A 17,482-nucleotide genomic window follows, 5' to 3' on the forward strand; every position below is an offset into this window, starting at 1 on the left:
GCAGAGGCGTGCAACAGTCAATCCCACGCATGGATCAGAAGGAGCAGAGCATGATCGTCACACGGAAATCCGAGCTGGAAGGCACCGCGCGGGATGCGTCGGGGCCGGGGTGGACCAGCTTGCGCTTGTTGGTGAAAAGCGACGGGATGGGGTTTTCGATGACCGATACGCAGGTGATGCCGGGCGAGGTGCTGAGCTTGCAGTACAAGCATCACATCGAGGCCTGTTATTGCATCGGCGGCACGGGCCGGGTGACCGAGCTCGACACTGGCGCCGTGCATGAGATCGGGCCGGGGGTGCTCTATGCGCCGAATGAGCATGAACGCCACCAGGTCGAGGCCCTTGGGCCCGAGCCTTTGCATTTCATCTGTGTGTTCTCGCCTGCCTTGCAGGGCGATGAGGTGCATGGGCCCGATGGGAGCTATGCGTCGTCCTGACCGGTCACGCGGAGGGCCTGCAGGAAGGCGATGACCTTGGCGCGGGGCATTTCGCAGGGAAAGAGCCGCGGGCCGCTGCGCAGGCGGTAGAGGTTGAGGCTGATGTAGTCGTTGCCGCCCAACTCCTCGGCGACGAGTTTCACCGCGCGCCCGTCGCTGAAGAGCGTCTTGGTGAGCAGGTAGCGGCGGTGGGCTGCGGTGCCGGTGAAGCTGCCCTGGGGCAGGGCGTCCAGGAGTGCGGTGACCTCTGTGAGGTCGGTCGGGTCAGGATTTGCCGCCAATGGTCGGCTCGGTGCCTGCGCGCAGGCGGGCGATGTTGGCGCGGTGACGCCAGAACACCAGAAGGGTCAGGGCGATGGCGAGGAACAGCCCCTCGGGATGGCCGGTGAAGACCATCAGCGGGCTGCTGGCAGCGGCGGCAAAGAGCGCGCCCATGGACGAGATGCGCGAGGTCGCGGCCCCTGCGAGCCAGGCGAGGCAGCAGCCGATGCCGACGGGCCAGGCCAGCGCCAGCACAATGCCGAGGAAGGTCGCCACCCCCTTGCCGCCCTTGAAGCGCAGCCAGACCGGGTAGCAATGGCCCAGCATGGCCATCAGCCCGGCGATCTGGGCGGTGTCCTCGCCGCCGAAGGCGCGGGCGAGCAGCACCGCAATCACACCCTTGCCCCCGTCGAGCAGCAGGGTCAGCGCGGCGGCGGTCTTGCTGCCGGTGCGCAGCACGTTGGTGGCGCCGATGTTGCCCGAGCCGATGTCGCGCAGGTTGCCGAGGCCCATGATCCGCGCCAGCACCATGCCGAAGGGGATGGAGCCCAGGAGGTAGCCGAGGAGGGCCCAAAGGGCGAGGAGGGGGGCGGCGTGCTCGAAGAGGGGCATCAGGATTTCTCGTAGACGCTGGTGCCGCCGACGAAGGTGGAGAGCACCTTGCCCTGCATCCGGGCGCCGTCGAAGGGGGTGTTTTGCGATTTCGAGCGCAGGGTGGTGCGGTCCATCAGGAAAGGCGCGTCGGGGTCGAAGAGCACCAGATCGGCCGGCGCGCCGACGGTGAGCCGCCCGCAGGTCAGCCCGAGGCGCCGGGCGGGGTTGAAGGACATCGCGCGCCAGAGCGTCGGCAGGTCGATGAGCCCCGCGTGATAGAGGCGCATGGCAGCAGGCAGCAGGGTTTCCAGCGCCACGGCGCCCGAGGCGGCCTCCTCGAAAGGCAGGCGCTTGCTTTCTTCATCCTGTGGCGTGTGCATCGAGGAGATCACGTCGATCAGCCCGGATTTCACCGCTTCTGCCACGGCAAGCCGGTCCTGCTCGTCGCGCAGGGGGGGCTTGAGCTTGAAGAAGGTGCGATAGTCGGCCACGTCGAGCGCATTCAACGTCAGGTGATGGATCGACGTGCCCGCGGTGATGTCGAGCCCGTTTGCCTTGGCGCGCGCCAGCGCGGGCAAGGCACGGGCGCAGGTGATCTGGTCGGCGTGATAGCGCGCGCCGGTCATCTCGACGAGCGCGATGTCGCGATCGAGGCCCATGCGCTCGGCCATGGGCGAGACGGCAGGCAGGCCGCGCAAGCTCGCGAATTTGCCGGAGGTCGCGGCGGCGCCGTGGCTCAGCCCCGGCTCCTGCGGGTGGGCGATGATCAAGGCACCGAGGCCCGCCGCGTAGCGGAAGGCCCGCGCGGCCACCTTGGTGTCGGTAATCACGCGGTCGCAATCGGTGAAGGCGACGGCGCCCGCGTCCATCAGAAAGCCGATCTCGGTCATCTCGCGGCCCTGCCGCCCCTTGGTGAGTGCTGCCATGGGCAACACGTTGACGGGCGTTGCCTCGCTCGCGCGGCGCGCGACGAATTCAAGCGTCTCGGGGCTGTCGATGGCGGGGTCGGTGTCGGGGCGGGTGATCATCGTGGTGACCCCGCCCGCCGCCGCCGCGAGGCCCGCGGAGCGGTAGCTTTCCTTGTGCCGGTCGCCGGGCTCGCAGACCTTCACCCCGAGATCCACGATGCCGGGGGCAAGGTATTTCAACCCGCAATCGATCACACGCCCGGAGGTGAGGCGCGGCGCGTCCTTGGGCAGATGCTTGGTGATGCGCCCGTCCTCGACCACCAGGCCGCCGATCACGATCTCGTCCTGTTCGGGGTCGACCAGCCGGGCATTCAGAAAGGTGATCTTGCTCATCCGCCCACCCAGATCATCAGGCCGACCACGCCGAAGGCGACGAGCAGCGCGATCATCGCGATGCGGCCCGACATCTTGGGGTCTTTCGGTTCTTTCATCGCGAGGGCGCCTTTGTTGTCATGAGAGCAGCCACCAGAGCGCCAGCCCGCTGAGCACCACGAGTGCGAGTGCCACGAGGGCGCTGCCTGCGGGGCCGCGCGCCGGGGTGGGCGGCGTCATCTGGGCCGCGCCGCTGTAGGGTTTGGCACTGTCGGTGTCGATCGGCGGTCCGCTGTCCGCGGGCTGGGCCTCGGCATAGGTGCCGATGAGCGTGAGCGTGGCGGTGGGCGTGAGCATGGCCGCAGCCCCCTTGAAGCTTTCGGAGAAGAGCAGCAGGACGTAGCCGTCGAGCGCGTCGAGCTTGGCACGGTCTGTGTTGAGTGTGCTGTCTGCAACCGCGTAGCCTTCGGCGAGATAGCCCGCGAGCCCCATGCCGGTGAGGTCGCTCACGGGGAAGAGCTCGACACTGGTGGTGTCGAGATGCGGAGCGTCCAGAAGTTGACGCGCGAGGTCTGCTTTGGGCAGTGTTTTCAGCTGCTGAGCGATCTCGTCGGCGGCGGCATTGATCGCGAAGACGCGGATCACGCCGCGCTCGTTTGCGGCGATGTCGATGGGGGTGCTCATGCGGGTTCGGCCCGGGTCAGCTTGAGGTTCTGGGCGAGTAGGTCCATCGCGGCCATGCGCACGGCGACGCCCATTTCGACCTGGTCCTGGATGACGCTGCGGTTGATGTCATCGGCGAGCGTGCCGTCGATTTCCACGCCGCGGTTCATGGGCCCGGGGTGCATGACGATGGCGTCGGGCTTGGCATGGGATAACTTCTCGGCATCCAGGCCAAACCGATGGTAATACTCGCGTTCGCTGGGGATAAACCCGCCATCCATGCGCTCTTTTTGCAAGCGGAGCATCATGACGACGTCCACGTCTTTCAGCCCCTCGGCCATGTCGTGGAAGACCTCGACGCCGAATTCGGCGATGCCGGAAGGTAGCAGTGTGGGCGGGCCAATGAGGCGGAGGCGGTTCTCCATCTTGCCCAGCAGCAGGATGTTCGAGCGCGCCACGCGGCTGTGCGCGATGTCGCCGCAGATCGCGATCGAAAGCCGGTGCAGCCGCCCCTTGGCACGCCGGATGGTGAGCGCGTCGAGCAGCGCCTGCGTGGGGTGTTCGTGCCGCCCGTCACCCGCATTCAGCACGGCGCAGTTGACCTTCTGGGCCAGCAGATCGACGGCGCCCGAGTGCGGGTGGCGGACCACCAGCAGGTCGGGGTGCATGGCGTTCAGCGTGAGGGCGGTGTCGATCAGCGTTTCGCCCTTTTTCACCGAGCTCGCCTGCATCGCCATGTTCATCACATCGGCGCCGAGGCGCTTGCCCGCGATCTCAAAGCTCGCCTGTGTACGGGTGGAGTTTTCGAAGAACATGTTGATCTGGGTGAGCCCGGTGAGCGCGTCGGCATGTTTGTCGGGCTTGCGGTTGAGGGCGGCGTAGCGATCCGCCAGATCCAGCACCGTGGCGATCTCCTCCGGGCGCAGGGCCTCGATCCCAAGCAGGTGGCGGTGCGGAAAACTCATGGGCTGCAGCTCATCGTGATTTCCAGCGTTATAGGCAGCGCATGGCGGACGGGCAAGCGGGTCGGACAGCGGTTCATCTCGGGCAGGCAACGTCGTAGGCTGCGGCCATGGAATCATCCGAGTTTCATCACGCGTTGGCGCTTCTGGAGTGGCAGGTCGAACTGGGCGCGACCGAGGCGATCTCTGATGCGCCGGTCAACTGCTATGAGCTGCCGGAGACGGTGGCGAAGCCGAAGGCCAAGGCGCCCGCTGCGGCACCGCTGGCCGCGCCTGCGGTGGCGGCAGCTGCGGATCCCGTGGTGGAGGCAGAGCGCCTGGCGGCGGCGGCGCCGGACCTGGAGAGCTTACGTGCGGCACTTGCCGGATTTGAGCATTGTGCGTTGAAGCGGGGCGCGCGGAACCTGGTGTTTTCGGACGGGATCGCAGGGGCGCCGGTGATGATCGTGGGGGAAGCGCCGGGCCGCGACGAGGACCGCGAGGGCAAGCCCTTCGTGGGGCGTGCGGGGCAGTTGCTGGACCGGATGCTCGCGGCCATCGACATGGGGCGCGCCGAGGCGGCAGCGCCCGTCTATATCACGAATGTGCTGCCCTGGCGCCCGCCGCAGAACCGTGACCCGCAGCCCGAAGAGATCGCCATGATGCGTCCCTTTTTGCAGCGGCATATCGCGCTGGCACAGCCCAAGCTCTTGGTGATCATGGGAAATATCTCGGCGCAGACGTTGCTGGGCAAGCGCGGGATCACCCGGTTGCGCGGGACGTGGACGGAGGCTTGCGGGCTGCCCGCGTTGCCGATGTTCCACCCGGCCTATCTGTTGCGCCAACCGGCGGCCAAGCGGGAAGCCTGGGCGGACTTGCTGAGTCTGAAAGCGCGGCTGGCTGATGGTTGACCCGATTGTCCTGCTGGCCTTCATCCCGGCGGCGCTGGCGCTGAACCTGACGCCGGGGGCGGACATGATGTTCTGCCTCGGGCAGGGCGTGCGCGCGGGGCCGAAAGCGGCCTGGCTCGCGAGCGCGGGGATCGCGACGGGTGGGATGATCCACGTGCTGATGGCGGGGCTGGGGCTGAGCGCGGTTGTGGCCTCGGTGCCCTGGGCCTTTGACGTGATCCGCTGGATCGGGGTGGCGTATCTTCTGTGGCTGGCATGGCAGGCGCTGCGCCCGGCACCGCAGAGCGAGGCCGGGCCTTTGCCCCCGGTGCGGCAGGCGTTCCGCGCGGGGCTGCTGGTCAATCTGACCAACCCCAAGGTCATCCTCTTCGTGCTGGCCTTCGTACCGCAGTTCGTGCGCCCGGAGGCGGGATCGGTGCTCGGTCAGTTCCTGATCTTCGGCGCTGTGATCGGGGTGGGTGGTTTCGTGATCAACGGGCTGGTTGGTGTCTTTGCCGGATCGCTGGGCCAGCGGCTGGCCAAGGGCAGCCGGGTGCTCGACTGGATCACGGCGGGCATTTTCACCGCATTGGCCGCGCGCCTCGCCCTTCTGGAGAAAGCCTGACATGAGCCGCATTGACGAAAGCATCGAGTTCATCCCCGTCCGGATTGCCATTCTGACCGTCTCGGACAGCCGGAGCCTCGCGGAGGACCGCTCGGGCGATGTGCTGGTGCAGCGGCTGCTCGACGCGGGTCATGAACTGGCAGACCGGCGTATCCTGCCCGATGAGCGCGACCAGATCGCCACGCAGCTGCGCGCGTGGTGCAAGGATTCCGGGGTCGATGTGGTGATCTCGACCGGGGGCACGGGGCTGACGGGGCGCGACGTGACGGTGGAGGCGCACCGCGATGTCTATGAGAAGGAAATCGACGCTTTTGGGACGGTCTTCACCATGGTGTCGATGCAGAAGATCGGCACAAGTGCGGTGCAGAGCCGGGCGACGGGCGGTGTGGCGCTGGGCACATACCTCTTTGCACTGCCGGGCAGCCCGGGCGCCTGCAAGGACGCCTGGGACGAAATTCTGGCCCGGCAGCTGGACTATCGGCACCGCCCTTGCAACTTTGTTGAGATTTTTCCGCGCCTCGATGAGCATCGGCGACGGAAATAGCCGTTTGGCACGTAAGAATGCTGTGGATTGGTATATTTCCGCGCTAACTTGGGGTATAAGCGCCCGGGGGTAAGGTATTAGGAACACGGCGGAATGCGGTTTTTACGCCAGAGTATGATCGGGGTATTCCTCGCGGCGGTCAGCTTCGGGCTGCTCGCCTATGCGGGCTATGCGGTGCAGCAGGCCGTGCAGACACGTTTGAACGCCGAGGCGGTGGTGCCGCCCGCGCGTGAACGGATCTTTGCGGTGAACCTGCAGCGGGCCGAGGCCCGAACGATCACACCTGTGATGGAGACCTTTGGCGAGATTTCCTCGCGGCGCACGCTGGAGCTGCGCGCGGCGGTGGCCGGGCGGGTCACCGCCCTGCACGAAAATTTCGAGGATGCGGGCAATGTGGCCCGTGGCGATGTGCTGGTCCGGATCGATCCGTCCGAGATGCAGGCGGATTTCGACCGGCTGTCGGCGGATCTGGCGGATGCGGAGGCCGAGGTGCGCGATGCGGAACGCGCGCTTGACCTCGCACGCGCCGAGCAGGAGGCTGCGGAAGAACAGGTCACCCTGCTGCAGAAGGCGTATAACCGGCAGGTCGATCTGGCGGCGCGCGGGGTCGGCACCGCCGCTGCCGTGGAGAGCGCGGAGCTGAATGCGGCGACGGCCCGGTCAACGGTTCTGGCGCGGCGGCAGGACGTGGCGCGGGCCGAAGCGCGAATTGATCTGTCGGCGACGCAGCTGTCGCGCGAGCGCATTGCGCTGGCCGAAGCGCGGCGCAACCTTGTCGACACGGCGATTGAGGCGCCCTTTGCCGGCACGCTGAGCGAGACAACGGTGGTCGAAGGGCGGCTGGTTGCGGTGAACGAGCGGCTGGCGGACCTGATCGACCCGACGGACCTGGAGGTGTCGTTCCAGGTCTCGACGGCGCAATACGCAAGGCTGCTGCGCCCCGATGGCGGGTTGATCGACACGCGGGTGCTGGCTGCACTTGATATCACGGGGGTGGATCTGCAGGCCACCGGAGAGCTGTCGCGGGTCAGCGCGGGGGCTGGGGACGGGCAGACCGGGCGGCGCGTTTTTGCGCGGCTGACCCATGCGCCGGGGTTCCGGCCCGGAGATTTCGTGACCGTGCAGATCGAGGAACAACCGCTGGACAATGTGATCAGCCTGCCCGCCTCGGCGCTGGGGCCGGACCTGACGGTGCTGGCCCGGACGGAAAATGACCGGCTCGAGGCGGTGCCGGTGACGCTGGTGCGGCGCCAGCGCGACCAGGTTCTGGTGCAGGGCGAGGGGCTCGAGGGCCGCGATGTGGTCACCCGGCGCACACCGCTGCTGGGGCCCGGTGTGTCGATCCGGCCGCTGCGGCAGGACGCGCGTCGCGCGCCGGTGCCGCTTCCCGATATGCTGGAGCTGAGCGAAGAGCGCCGCGCGCGGCTGGTCGCCTTCGTGCAGAGCAGCGAGCGCATGCCGCCCGAGACCAAGGAGCGCGTGCTGGCCCAGCTGGCCGAACGCGAGGTCCCCGCACAGATGGTGGCGCGGATCGAAAGCCGCATGGGCGGGTAGGGGATGTCGCGGCACATCCCTCCGGCCGCGGGCGGCATCCTTTCCTATTTCACGCGGCACCGGACCGTCGCGAACCTCGTCTTCGTTGCGATGGTGGTGGCGGGGCTCTTTGCCATGCCCAACATGCGCGCGCAGTTCTTTCCCGACGCCACCTTTGACCGGGTGACGGTGACCACGACCTGGGACCAGGCCAGTGCCGAGGATGTGGACAGCGCGATCATCCAGGTTCTGGAACCGGCGCTGTTGCAGGTTGAGGGGGTGACGGAGAGCACCGCGCAGGCACGGTCGGGCAATGGCACGATCACGCTGGAGTTCGAGCCGAACTGGGACATGTCGCGCGCCGCCACCGAGGTGCAGGACGCGGTCGACACGGTGACGGAGCTGCCCGAGGATGTGGATGAGCCGCGGGTACGCCGCGCCATCCGCCGCGACCGGGTCACCGATGTGATCATCGCGGGCCCCGTCTCGCCCGAGCAGTTGGGGCTCTATGGCGATGAGTTCGTCAAGCGGCTCTTTGCCGCCGGGGTCACCCGCACGACCTTCCGGGGCTTTGCGGCGCCGCAGATCACGGTGGAGGTGCCCTCGGTCAAGCTCATCTCCAACGATGTCACGATGGCCGAGATTGCGCGGGCAATTGCAGCGGAGGTCGATACCGACCCCGCGGGCAATGTGACGGGGGCCAATGCACGGGTACGCACCGGCACCGAGAAGCGGGTGCCCGAGCAGATTGCCGGGATCGTGCTGCGCTCCAACCCCGATGGCTCGAAGCTGCGGGTCGGCGATATCGCGGTGGTGATGCAGGAGGGGCCGGACCGCAACCGCGCCTATTTCGTGGGTGACAACCCGGCGATCTCGATCCGCGTGGACCGCGCCGATGGTGGCGATTCCATTGCCGTGCAGCGCACTGTCGAGGAGATTGCCGCCGAGATGCGCGCGACCCTGCAGGAGGGGATGAGCATCGAGCTGATCCGGACCCGGGCCGAGGCGATCACCTCGCGGTTGAACACGCTGCTCAACAACGGGTTGGCGGGGCTGGGGTTGGTGGTGTGCCTGCTGTTTCTGTTCCTGAACGCGCGCACCGCCTTCTGGGTGGCCGCGGGCATCCCCGCAGCGATGCTGGCCGCCTTGGGGCTGATGTATGTGGCGGGGCTGACGCTCAACATGATTTCGCTCTTCGGGCTGATCATCACCCTGGGCATCGTGGTGGATGATGCGATTGTGGTGGCGGAACATGCCGACCACCGGGCGCGGCACTTTGGCGAGCCGCCGTTCGTGGCGGCCGAGCGCGCCGCCGGGCGCATGGCGCTGCCGGTTTTCGCGGCGAGCATCACCACGGTGATCGCCTTTACCGGGCTGCTGCTGGTGGGGGGCTGGTTCGGCACGATCATCCGGGACATCCCCTTCACCGTGATCGCGGTGCTGCTGGCCTCGCTGGTCGAATGTTTCCTGGTGCTGCCTAACCACATGGCCCATGCGCTGGCCGCGCAGGCCAAGGAGCGCTGGTACGACTGGCCGAGCCGGCAGGTCAATCGCGGCTTTGTCTGGGTCCGGCACCGGCTCTTCAAACCGATGATCGCCGGGGTGATCACGGCGCGCTATGCGGTGGTCTCGGGGCTGCTGCTGATCCTCGCGCTGCAGGTGTCGCAGTTCATCAGCGGCGAGGCGCAGTGGCGCTTCTGGAACGCGCCCGAGCGCAGCGCGGTCACCGGCAATTTCGCCATGGCCGAGGGCGCCCAGCGCGAAGACACCAAGATGATGATGGAAGAGTTGCAGCGGGCAACCGATGAATTGGCGGCGGAATACGAAGGGCGCTATGGGGCCAACCCGGTGGTCTATTCCATCGCCGAGATCGGCGGCAACGCGGGGCGGGGTCTGTCAGGTGCTGCGGCCAAGGATGACGATCTGCTGGGGGCGATTTCGGTGATGCTGATCGACCCGGATGATCGGCCCTATTCGAGCTTTGCCTTTGCCTCGGAGCTGCGCGAGCGCGTGACCGAGCACCCGCTGATCGAGGTGCTGTCGTTCCGCGGGCGGCGCAGTGGTCAGAGTGGCGATGCGCTGAGCGTGGAATTCTCGGGCCGCGACACCGACACGCTGAAGGCCGCGAGCCTCGATCTGCAGGAGGCGCTGCTGCGCTATCCCGAGGTGCTCGCCATGGAAGACAACCTGACCTATGACCGCGAAGAGCTGATCCTCGATCTGACGCCGCGCGGGCAGGCGCTGGGCTTTACCATTGACGGGCTGGGGCAGGTGCTGCGCGACCGGCTCGGCGGGATTGAGGCGGCGACGTTCCCCGACGGGCCGCGCAGCGCCACCATCGAGGTCAAGCTGCCCAAGGGCGAGCTGACCGCCGATTTCCTCGACCGCACGCAGATGCGCACGCCCGATGGGGTCTATGTGCCGCTGTCGGATATCGTGACGGTGCAGAGCCGCATCGGCTTCCGCACGATCAACCGGGTCAACGGTATTCGGGTCATTTCCGTCACCGGCGACATCTCGGAGGACAATCCGCAGCGCGCCGCCGAGATCCAGCAGGCGCTGCAACAGGAGATCTTGCCCCGCATTGCGAGCGAACGGCAGGTGGACTGGGAGCTGTCGGGGCTGGCCGAGGAGGAGGACCGGTTCCTCAGCGAAGCGCTGAACGGGCTGGTGCTCTGTCTGCTCGGCATCTACCTGGTGCTGGCCTGGGTCTTTGGCAGCTGGACGCGGCCCCTGTTGGTGATGTCGGTGGCGCCCTTCGGACTGGTGGGCGTGATCTATGGCCATATGGTCTGGGACATGCCGCTGAATATCTTCACGGTGGTGGGGCTGTTGGGCATGACCGGCATCATCATCAACGATTCCATCGTGCTGATCACCACCATCGACGATTATGCCGAGGAGCGCGGGCTGATCCCCTCGATCATCGACGGGGCGGCAGACCGGCTGCGCCCGGTGATGCTGACCACCATGACCACGGTGCTGGGCATGTTGCCGATGTTGCAGGAGACCAGCCGCCAGGCGCAGTTCCTGAAACCCACCGTGATCACGCTGGTCTACGGGCTGGGCTTCGGCATGGTCATCGTGCTGTTGCTGGTGCCCGCGCTGGTGGCGATCCAGCATGACCTGTCGCGCCAGATCAATGCGATGCGGCGCGGGCTGGTGGCGCCCGTCTCGGCGGTGCGCGCGGGCTTTGTCGCCCTCTGGGGGCTGATCGCGGTCTGGGGTGGGGCGACGCTGGGCTGGGCCATCATGCAGGGCAGCCTGTCACCAGTGGTGCTGGGGCTCTTTCCGGCGCTGGCGGGTTGGCCCGCGATGAGTGCGGCACTGCTGGTCTTCATCGGTGGCGCGGGTCTGCTGGCGCTGGCGGGCTATGTGCTGGCGGCCATCGCGCTGATGGTCAACCGGGGCCGGGGTGCGGTTTAACCGGCGGAGCAACCGCGCACATCAACGGCGTGATTGCTGCCCAGCACGGTGAGGCGGATCGCCGAACGGTCAAGCGCGATCGGCCCGCCGTTCACATGGATCATCTCGGAGACCGCGACCACATCGCTGCCGCTGCGCTGTGTATCGGATTCGCTGACCCAGACATCCGGCAGACCGGATTCGATGATCATCACCTCGGTGCCGCCGGTGTGCGGCACCCCCACGCGCGCCTCGATGCGGATGCCATCAGCGGTGGGTTCGATGTGGCAGCGCGCCGAGGTTACGCCCGCTTCGGCCGCCGAGTAGGGGCCCTGGGCGAGGGCGGCGGCAATGGCCGGGGTCGGGCGGGTCTGGTCGGTTTCGATCACCTCGTCGAAGTCCAGACGGTGCGGTATGCAGATGTCGGCGCAGACGCCGATGTCCATGGTGAGCCGCACCCGCACCGGTTTGCCCGGCTGCTGCGGTGTGATCGACAGCGGCACGACGAGCGTGTCGGAATAGCCGATGGAGCGCATGCCGTTCTCGTCAAAGACTTCGGGTTTGGGCCAGGAGACGGACACGCTGTGCAGGTTGCGCGAGCCGCGCCAGTCAAAGCTCGGCGGGATCCCGGCGTCGCCCGGCGCGCGCCAATAGGTCTTCCAGCCGGGCTCGAGGTCCATCTGCACGGCGGCCATGCGCGTGCCGTCCGGCTGCACCCAGCCGTGCAGCACCTGCGCCGTGACCGGCATGGCAAAGCGGTCCTGGGCTGCGGCGGGCAGGGCGGTGAGAGCGGTGAGCGCGAGGGTGCAGAGCGTTGATTTCATTCTCTCGATATGAGCGAGCCGCGCTGAAATGCCAAGTCACGATCCGGTTAGCCATGTTTCGCCGCCCGCGCGGCTATTGCCCTTGCACCCGCTCTGGTAGCAGGCCATGCTGAGGCCATGGGCGAACCCGTTCACGAGACAGACACGCTTGATCTGACCGGCGCGCTTCTGATCGCGATGCCGTCCATGGGTGATCCGCGCTTTGAACGCGCCGTGATCCTCATGTGTGCTTATTCGGACAAGGGAGCGATGGGGCTGATCATCAACAAGCCCAGCAGCGACGTGCGGATGAGCGATGTGCTGGACCAGCTGGAGATCGCGCCGTCGGACCGTGCGGCGCGGATGCCGGTGCATTTCGGGGGGCCGGTGGAGACCGGGCGGGGGTTCGTGCTGCATTCGGATGACTACGAATCCAGCCTGCACACGCTGCGGGTCAAGGGCGGGTTCGGGATGACCGCGACGCTGGATATTCTGGAAGAGATCGCGCGGGACCAGGGTCCGGACCGGGCGCTGATGATGCTGGGCTATGCGGGTTGGGGACCCGGTCAGCTGGAGGGCGAGATTGCCCGCAACGGCTGGCTGACCGCCGATGCCAGCCGCGCGCTGGTCTTCGAGACCGATGCGGAGGACAAGTGGTCCGAGGCGCTTGTGAGCCTGGGGATTGACCCTCTGGGCCTGTCGTCAGCGGCGGGTCGGGCCTGATTTTCCCGGTATTAGATGCGGTTCTGATGCTCCGTGGGGTGGATGTTTCGCTAGTCATCCGGGGTGCTCCACGCCTTTGATGTCTCGCCCGACTTCCCCCCGGAAGGCAATTTTGCTCCGTTGCACGTTGCATAAGAGAGGCGTTATTTCTGATCGCTGGCTCAGAAGCCTTATTACGCGCGCCCTCCAGGTCGGGCGATGCCCACAGTGCGGAGCGCCCGCGGCGGCGCCCCGAGACGCGTCAGTCTCGGGGCGCCGCCGCCCGCGCAAGCCGGTCGTTGATGGCGCGGCCCAGGCCGTGGTCGGGGATCGGGGCGACGGCGATGGGCTGGCCCATCGCGTCGAGGCGGTGCAGCATCTCGAAGAGATTGGCCGCCGCCTCATGCAGGTCGCCGCGCTCGGAGAGGTTGAGATCTGCCTGCATCTGGCCGAAGCCGAGCAGCAGCTCGTCGGGCTCCGCCGTTACTGCATTGGTGCGCAAGGCGGCGCGGGGCGCGTAATGCGAGGCGAGTTGGCCCGGTGCGGTGATCGCCACGGGAGTCGTCGATTGGTCCAGCGGGCCGCCGAGTGCGGCCTCGATGGCCTCTAAGGGCAGGCCACCGGCGCGCAGGAGCGTCGGCGCGCCGTCGAGCCCGATGATCGTGCTCTCCAACCCCACCGCGCAGGGGCCGTCATTGAGCACCGCTGCGACAGTATCGCCCAAACCGTCCACCACATGCGCGGCGGTTGTGGCGCTGATCCGGCCTGAAGGGTTGGCGGAGGGCGCGGCCACCGGTCCGCCAAAGGCGCGCAGCAGCGTCTGCGCCGAGGGCTGGGCGGGCACCCGCAGCGCCACGGTGGGCAGCCCGGCGGTCACCAGCCCCGAAAGACCGTGACCCTCCCGCAGCGGCAGCACCAGCGTGAGCGGCCCGGGCCAGAAGGCCTGTGCCAACCGGTCGGCGGTGTCACCCCACTGCACCAGCGCGCGCGCGGCGTCGGTGGAGGGCAGGTGCACGATCAGCGGGTTGAAGCTGGGCCGCCCCTTGGCTGCATAGATCGCCGCCACCGCCTCGCCGTTGCGCGCGTCGGCGCCGAGGCCATAGACCGTCTCGGTCGGGAAGGCGACCAGCGCCCCGCGGGCCAACAGGCCTGCGGCCTGATCAATGCCAGCCGCATCGGGGCGCAGAGTGAGAGGGCGGGTGGGGGTCATCCGGCTCCGTGACGCCGCGTTTCGGTTGCCGGGGGCGGCGATGCGGCTCATGTTTGATCGCGCAAACCCTTATAGGGTCGCCCGGCTGTTGCCAAGACAGGCGCCGGCGCGCCGCCGACTGGAGACGACGACATGCCTTATCACGCCCCCGTGGATGACTTTGCCTTTCTCTTCGCGCATGTGGTGGGCTTTGACGCCGTGCAGGGCACCGAGCGCTTTGCCGAGGCGAGCCCGGATGTGACGCAGGCGATCCTGACCGAAGCGGCCAAGCTTTGTGACGAGGTGTTGGCCCCGCTGCAGCGCCCGGGCGATCTGCACCCCGCACGGCTGGAGAACGGTGTCGTGCGCACCTCGCCCGGTTTTGCCGAGGGCTACCGCGCGATCGCGGAAGGCGGCTGGGTCGGCATGGCCGCCGACCCCGAGTTTGGCGGCATGGGCCTGCCGATGACGCTGACCTCGGCGGTGAACGAGATGATGAGTGCCGCGTGTCTGTCGCTGCAACTCGCGCCGCTGATGACGCAAGGCCAGATCGAGGCACTGGAGCATCACGCCTCGGACGAGATCAAGGCGCTCTACCTGCCCAAGCTCGTCTCCGGCGAATGGACTGGCACGATGAACCTGACCGAACCGCAGGCAGGCTCGGACGTGGGCGCGCTCAGCTCCAAGGCCGAGGACAATGGTGATGGCACCTACAGCATCACCGGGCAGAAGATCTACATCTCCTGGGGCGACAATGACTTCACCGAGAATGTCTGTCACCTGGTGCTGGCGCGGCTGCCGGGGGCACCTGCGGGCACCAAGGGGATTTCGCTCTTCCTCGTGCCGCGCAACCTGCCGGATGAGCAGGGTAACGCGGGGGTGGCCAACAGCCTCAAGGTCGTGAGCCTGGAGCACAAGATGGGCCTGCACGGCTCGCCCACCTGCGTGATGCAGTATGATGGCGCGACCGGCTGGCTCGTGGGCCCCGAAGGCGGAGGCATGGCGGCGATGTTCACGATGATGAACAACGCGCGGCTTGGCGTCGGCGGGCAGGGCGTGGGGGCCGCGGAAGGCGCGTATCAGCACGCGCTGGCCTATGCGCTCGACCGCAAGCAGGGGCGCACGGAAGGCGAGACGGGTGCGATTATCGACCATGCGGATGTGCGGCGGATGCTGATGACCATGCGGGCCGACACCTACGCGGCGCGGGGTATTGCGCTGATGTGCGCGGTGGCGATCGACATGTCCACGGCGACCGAGGACGACCGCTGGACCTCGCGCGCCGCACTTCTGACCCCCATTGCCAAGGCCTTCGGCACGGACATCGGCAACGAGGTCGCGGCCATGGGCATTCAGGTGCACGGCGGCATGGGCTTTGTCGAAGAGACGGGGGCCGCGCAATACGCGCGCGATGTGCGCGTGACGACCATTTACGAGGGCACCAACGGCATCCAGGCCATGGATCTGGTGGCGCGCAAGATGATGGACGGCGGCGAGGCGGCCTATCAGCTCATGGATGAGATCGAGGCGGCGGCGGAAGCGGCCCGCGATGTGCTGCCGGAGCTCGCCGAGCCCGTGTGGCAGGCGAGCGAATCCCTGCGCGAGACCACCGAGTGGATGATCAGCCAGAACCACCGCGTGCGCTTTGCAGGCGCCGTGCCCTACCTGCGCGCCTTTGCGCGGGTTCTGGGCGGACATATCCATCTGGCCTCAGCGCTGCAAGACCCGAAGGGCCCGCGCGCCAAGGTGGCGACCTTTTACATTCAGCGGCTGCTGCCGGACCACAACAGCCTGCTTGCGCAGGCGCAGGCGGGCGATTACGACGTCTATGCGCTCACACCGGAGGAGTTCGCCGCCTGATGAAAGACCAGCCCCCCGAAGGTCTGCGCTATCCCTGGGAAGCGCCGCCCGCAGAGGGGGAGGCTGTGGAGGTGGCGGACGGTGTGTTGTGGATGCGGCTGCCGCTGCCGATGAAGCTAGACCATGTGAATGTCTATGCGCTGGACGATGGTGACGGCTGGACGGTGATTGACACCGGGTTTTCCTCGAAACGCGGCAAGGCGCTGTGGCAGACGCTCATCGACGGGCCGCTCGGCGGCAAGCCGGTGCGGCGTGTCGTGGTGACCCATCATCATCCGGATCATGTCGGGATGGCCGGGTGGTTCCAGACCGCGCATGGCGCGGAGCTGATCACGACGCGCACCGCCTGGCTAACCGCACGGATGCTGACGCTGGACGAACAGCCGGTGCCATCGCCCGAGACGCTGGCGTTTTATCGCAGCGCGGGGATGGACCCGGAGATCTACGCGCAGCGCGCGGAGGAGCGGCCCTTCAACTTCGCGGACATCGTGGAGCCGCTGCCGCTGGGCTATACCCGGATCAAGCAGGGGGATAGCATCGAAATGGGCGGGCGGACCTGGGAGGTGCACATCGGCAATGGCCATGCGCCGGAACATGCGACCTTCTGGAGCCAGGACGATGACCTGGTGCTGGCGGGCGATCAGATCCTGCCGTCGATCAGCCCCAACATCGGGGTCTATGCAACGGAACCGATGGCCGACCCGATTGCCGACTGGCTGGAGGCCTGTGAGCGGCTGGCGGAGCTGGCACAGCCCGGGCATCTGGTACTGGGCGGGCACAAGCTGCCCTTCACCGGGCTGCCCACGCGGATGCGGCAGCTGATCGACAATCATCACGGGGCGCTGAAGCGCCTGCTGGCGTTCATCGAGACGCCGAAGACCGCCGCCGAGTGCTTCGCCCCGCTTTTCAAGCGCAAGATCGGCGCGGGGGAGTATGGGCTGGCGCTGGTCGAATCCGTCGCACACCTGAGCCACCTCTATCAGGATGGGCTTGCCACGCGGCACCGCCGCGAAGATGATGCCTGGGAGTATCAACGCAAAGGGTGAGCTATGGGTGAGAAGATCGAAACCTCGGCGGAGGCGGTGGAAGCGGATGCCTTGCCGCGCCGGCACGAGGTGCATTGCGATCCGGACACCCCGGCGCCCACCAAGACCGATGTGCCGAAACAGATCGCGGGTAAGCCCACGGGGCAGAAATCGCCCGCGCAATGGGCTTATGAGCGCATCATCCTTTACCTGAAGACCTTCGAGGAACAACTTGATAATACGCAAGAAGTTGCGATGGGGTTTACGGGCGGCGATGCGGGGGTGCTGCGGATCGAGGGCATGGGGTACTTTGATCCCGATATCGTGACCTTCTATGGCTCGGACGGCGCGGGTGGGCGCACGCAGCTGGTGCAGCATGTGAGCCAGCTGAACGTCATGCTGCGCGCGCTGCCGAAACCGGCAGAGAAGACCGAGGCGCGGCGCATTGGCTTTCGTCTGGCGCAAGATATCGAAAGCGACGTCTGAGGCGCATTTCGTCGCAACAGGTGGTGCGGAGAGGTGACATGGCGCGCCGAATCCAGTAGGGCTTTGGCGCAAAGACAACGGAAGGGCTGCGGCAATGGCAGAACACAAGCACGGCGAGATGGATATTGAGGTGCAAGAGAAGACCTTTGACGGCTTCATGCAGTTCACCACCCGGACCGTCATCGTGATCCTGGCGATCATCATCCTGATGGCGATCTTCATCACCTGATCCCGAACGCTGGCG

18 protein-coding genes are annotated in these 17,482 nt (G+C 67.0%); 11 read left to right on the plus strand and 7 right to left on the minus strand.

The features are described from left to right. Window positions 1-50: 50 nt before the first annotated feature. Complete coding sequence (locus ACVC7O_RS05320; protein ID WP_458325049.1) at window positions 51-437, plus strand: ectoine synthase; 387 nt, start codon at window positions 51-53, stop codon at window positions 435-437. Here ACVC7O_RS05320 and ACVC7O_RS05325 read toward each other — a convergent pair. The 5 genes from ACVC7O_RS05325 to ACVC7O_RS05345 all read right to left on the minus strand — a co-directional run bounded on the left by ACVC7O_RS05325 (window position 422) and on the right by ACVC7O_RS05345 (window position 4,200). Beyond that, a complete protein-coding gene (locus tag ACVC7O_RS05325; RefSeq protein WP_458325050.1) occupies window positions 422-718 on the minus strand; it encodes a hypothetical protein in 297 nt (98 codons plus the stop codon). The genes ACVC7O_RS05320 and ACVC7O_RS05325 overlap by 16 nt on opposite strands. Further along, the gene (plsY, locus tag ACVC7O_RS05330; RefSeq protein ID WP_458325051.1) at window positions 702-1,310 is read right to left on the minus strand and encodes a glycerol-3-phosphate 1-O-acyltransferase PlsY; all 609 of its coding nucleotides are present in this window, start codon (window positions 1,308-1,310) and stop codon (window positions 702-704) included. The genes ACVC7O_RS05325 and plsY overlap by 17 nt, the downstream gene beginning before the upstream one ends. Continuing rightward, a complete protein-coding gene (gene pyrC, locus ACVC7O_RS05335; protein ID WP_458325052.1) occupies window positions 1,310-2,593 on the minus strand; it encodes a dihydroorotase in 1,284 nt (427 codons plus the stop codon). Before pyrC ends, plsY begins: the two co-directional genes overlap by 1 nt. A 117-nt stretch (window positions 2,594-2,710) precedes the next feature. After that, a complete protein-coding gene (locus ACVC7O_RS05340; RefSeq protein ID WP_458325053.1) occupies window positions 2,711-3,256 on the minus strand; it encodes a hypothetical protein in 546 nt (181 codons plus the stop codon). After that, window positions 3,253-4,200, minus strand: a complete 948-nt coding sequence (locus ACVC7O_RS05345; RefSeq protein ID WP_458325054.1) for an aspartate carbamoyltransferase catalytic subunit — start codon at window positions 4,198-4,200, stop codon at window positions 3,253-3,255. The genes ACVC7O_RS05340 and ACVC7O_RS05345 overlap by 4 nt, the downstream gene beginning before the upstream one ends. 107 nt (window positions 4,201-4,307) lie before the next feature. Between ACVC7O_RS05345 and ACVC7O_RS05350 the strand changes: the two genes are divergently transcribed. From ACVC7O_RS05350 to ACVC7O_RS05370, 5 genes are all read left to right on the plus strand, one after another. Continuing rightward, window positions 4,308-5,087 (plus strand): uracil-DNA glycosylase, encoded by a 780-nt coding sequence (locus ACVC7O_RS05350; RefSeq protein WP_458325055.1) that lies wholly within the window; start codon window positions 4,308-4,310, stop codon window positions 5,085-5,087. Then, window positions 5,080-5,691, plus strand: a complete 612-nt coding sequence (locus ACVC7O_RS05355) for a LysE family translocator (protein WP_458325056.1) — start codon at window positions 5,080-5,082, stop codon at window positions 5,689-5,691. Before ACVC7O_RS05350 ends, ACVC7O_RS05355 begins: the two co-directional genes overlap by 8 nt. Window position 5,692: 1 nt before the next feature. After that, window positions 5,693-6,235: a molybdenum cofactor biosynthesis protein B gene (moaB, locus tag ACVC7O_RS05360; RefSeq protein ID WP_458325057.1), complete on the plus strand. Its 543-nt coding sequence runs from the start codon at window positions 5,693-5,695 to the stop codon at window positions 6,233-6,235. Window positions 6,236-6,328: 93 nt separating this feature from the next. Then, entirely contained in the window at window positions 6,329-7,789 is a 1,461-nt protein-coding gene (locus ACVC7O_RS05365; protein ID WP_458325058.1) for an efflux RND transporter periplasmic adaptor subunit, read from the plus strand. 3 nt (window positions 7,790-7,792) lie between these two features. After that, complete coding sequence (locus ACVC7O_RS05370) at window positions 7,793-11,194, plus strand: efflux RND transporter permease subunit (protein WP_458325059.1); 3,402 nt, start codon at window positions 7,793-7,795, stop codon at window positions 11,192-11,194. Here the strand turns inward: ACVC7O_RS05370 and ACVC7O_RS05375 are convergent. Beyond that, the gene (locus tag ACVC7O_RS05375) at window positions 11,191-11,997 is read right to left on the minus strand and encodes a protein-disulfide reductase DsbD domain-containing protein (RefSeq protein WP_458325060.1); all 807 of its coding nucleotides are present in this window, start codon (window positions 11,995-11,997) and stop codon (window positions 11,191-11,193) included. The two genes, ACVC7O_RS05370 and ACVC7O_RS05375, sit on opposite strands and share 4 nt — an antisense overlap. Before the next feature lie 117 nt (window positions 11,998-12,114). Here ACVC7O_RS05375 and ACVC7O_RS05380 point away from each other — a divergent pair, with 117 nt between their 5' ends. Further along, entirely contained in the window at window positions 12,115-12,699 is a 585-nt protein-coding gene (locus tag ACVC7O_RS05380) for a YqgE/AlgH family protein (RefSeq protein WP_458325061.1), read from the plus strand. A gap of 241 nt (window positions 12,700-12,940) precedes the next feature. Here ACVC7O_RS05380 and ACVC7O_RS05385 read toward each other — a convergent pair whose 3' ends face one another. Next, window positions 12,941-13,888 (minus strand): L-threonylcarbamoyladenylate synthase, encoded by a 948-nt coding sequence (locus ACVC7O_RS05385; protein ID WP_458325062.1) that lies wholly within the window; start codon window positions 13,886-13,888, stop codon window positions 12,941-12,943. Window positions 13,889-14,020: 132 nt separating this feature from the next. Between ACVC7O_RS05385 and ACVC7O_RS05390 the strand changes: the two genes are divergently transcribed. From ACVC7O_RS05390 to ACVC7O_RS05405, 4 genes are all read left to right on the plus strand, one after another. After that, a complete protein-coding gene (locus tag ACVC7O_RS05390) occupies window positions 14,021-15,727 on the plus strand; it encodes an acyl-CoA dehydrogenase (RefSeq protein WP_458325063.1) in 1,707 nt (568 codons plus the stop codon). Then, on the plus strand, window positions 15,727-16,773 hold the full coding sequence (locus ACVC7O_RS05395) for an MBL fold metallo-hydrolase (protein WP_458325064.1): 1,047 nt from the start codon (window positions 15,727-15,729) through the stop codon (window positions 16,771-16,773). The genes ACVC7O_RS05390 and ACVC7O_RS05395 overlap by 1 nt, the downstream gene beginning before the upstream one ends. A 3-nt stretch (window positions 16,774-16,776) precedes the next feature. Continuing rightward, window positions 16,777-17,238: a DUF6173 family protein gene (locus tag ACVC7O_RS05400; protein WP_458325065.1), complete on the plus strand. Its 462-nt coding sequence runs from the start codon at window positions 16,777-16,779 to the stop codon at window positions 17,236-17,238. A gap of 94 nt (window positions 17,239-17,332) precedes the next feature. Further along, entirely contained in the window at window positions 17,333-17,467 is a 135-nt protein-coding gene (locus ACVC7O_RS05405; RefSeq protein ID WP_458325066.1) for an aa3-type cytochrome c oxidase subunit IV, read from the plus strand. The last annotated feature ends 15 nt before the right edge of the window (window positions 17,468-17,482 follow it).

It is taken from the genome of Roseobacter cerffii, assembly GCF_054226325.1.

What these genes read in the sequence shown, in the direction of transcription:
- ACVC7O_RS05320 (WP_458325049.1), top strand. Translation starts at nt 51, where the DNA reads ATGATCGTCACACGGAAATCCGAGCTGGAAGGCACCGCGCGGGATGCG.
- plsY (WP_458325051.1), bottom strand. Translation starts at nt 1,310, where the DNA reads ATGCCCCTCTTCGAGCACGCCGCCCCCCTCCTCGCCCTTTGGGCCCTC.
- pyrC (WP_458325052.1), bottom strand. Translation starts at nt 2,593, where the DNA reads ATGAGCAAGATCACCTTTCTGAATGCCCGGCTGGTCGACCCCGAACAG.
- ACVC7O_RS05340 (WP_458325053.1), bottom strand. Translation starts at nt 3,256, where the DNA reads ATGAGCACCCCCATCGACATCGCCGCAAACGAGCGCGGCGTGATCCGC.
- ACVC7O_RS05345 (WP_458325054.1), bottom strand. Translation starts at nt 4,200, where the DNA reads ATGAGTTTTCCGCACCGCCACCTGCTTGGGATCGAGGCCCTGCGCCCG.
- ACVC7O_RS05350 (WP_458325055.1), top strand. Translation starts at nt 4,308, where the DNA reads ATGGAATCATCCGAGTTTCATCACGCGTTGGCGCTTCTGGAGTGGCAG.
- ACVC7O_RS05355 (WP_458325056.1), top strand. Translation starts at nt 5,080, where the DNA reads ATGGTTGACCCGATTGTCCTGCTGGCCTTCATCCCGGCGGCGCTGGCG.
- moaB (WP_458325057.1), top strand. Translation starts at nt 5,693, where the DNA reads ATGAGCCGCATTGACGAAAGCATCGAGTTCATCCCCGTCCGGATTGCC.
- ACVC7O_RS05365 (WP_458325058.1), top strand. Translation starts at nt 6,329, where the DNA reads ATGCGGTTTTTACGCCAGAGTATGATCGGGGTATTCCTCGCGGCGGTC.
- ACVC7O_RS05370 (WP_458325059.1), top strand. Translation starts at nt 7,793, where the DNA reads ATGTCGCGGCACATCCCTCCGGCCGCGGGCGGCATCCTTTCCTATTTC.
- ACVC7O_RS05375 (WP_458325060.1), bottom strand. Translation starts at nt 11,997, where the DNA reads ATGAAATCAACGCTCTGCACCCTCGCGCTCACCGCTCTCACCGCCCTG.
- ACVC7O_RS05380 (WP_458325061.1), top strand. Translation starts at nt 12,115, where the DNA reads ATGGGCGAACCCGTTCACGAGACAGACACGCTTGATCTGACCGGCGCG.
- ACVC7O_RS05385 (WP_458325062.1), bottom strand. Translation starts at nt 13,888, where the DNA reads ATGACCCCCACCCGCCCTCTCACTCTGCGCCCCGATGCGGCTGGCATT.
- ACVC7O_RS05390 (WP_458325063.1), top strand. Translation starts at nt 14,021, where the DNA reads ATGCCTTATCACGCCCCCGTGGATGACTTTGCCTTTCTCTTCGCGCAT.
- ACVC7O_RS05395 (WP_458325064.1), top strand. Translation starts at nt 15,727, where the DNA reads ATGAAAGACCAGCCCCCCGAAGGTCTGCGCTATCCCTGGGAAGCGCCG.
- ACVC7O_RS05400 (WP_458325065.1), top strand. Translation starts at nt 16,777, where the DNA reads ATGGGTGAGAAGATCGAAACCTCGGCGGAGGCGGTGGAAGCGGATGCC.
- ACVC7O_RS05405 (WP_458325066.1), top strand. Translation starts at nt 17,333, where the DNA reads ATGGCAGAACACAAGCACGGCGAGATGGATATTGAGGTGCAAGAGAAG.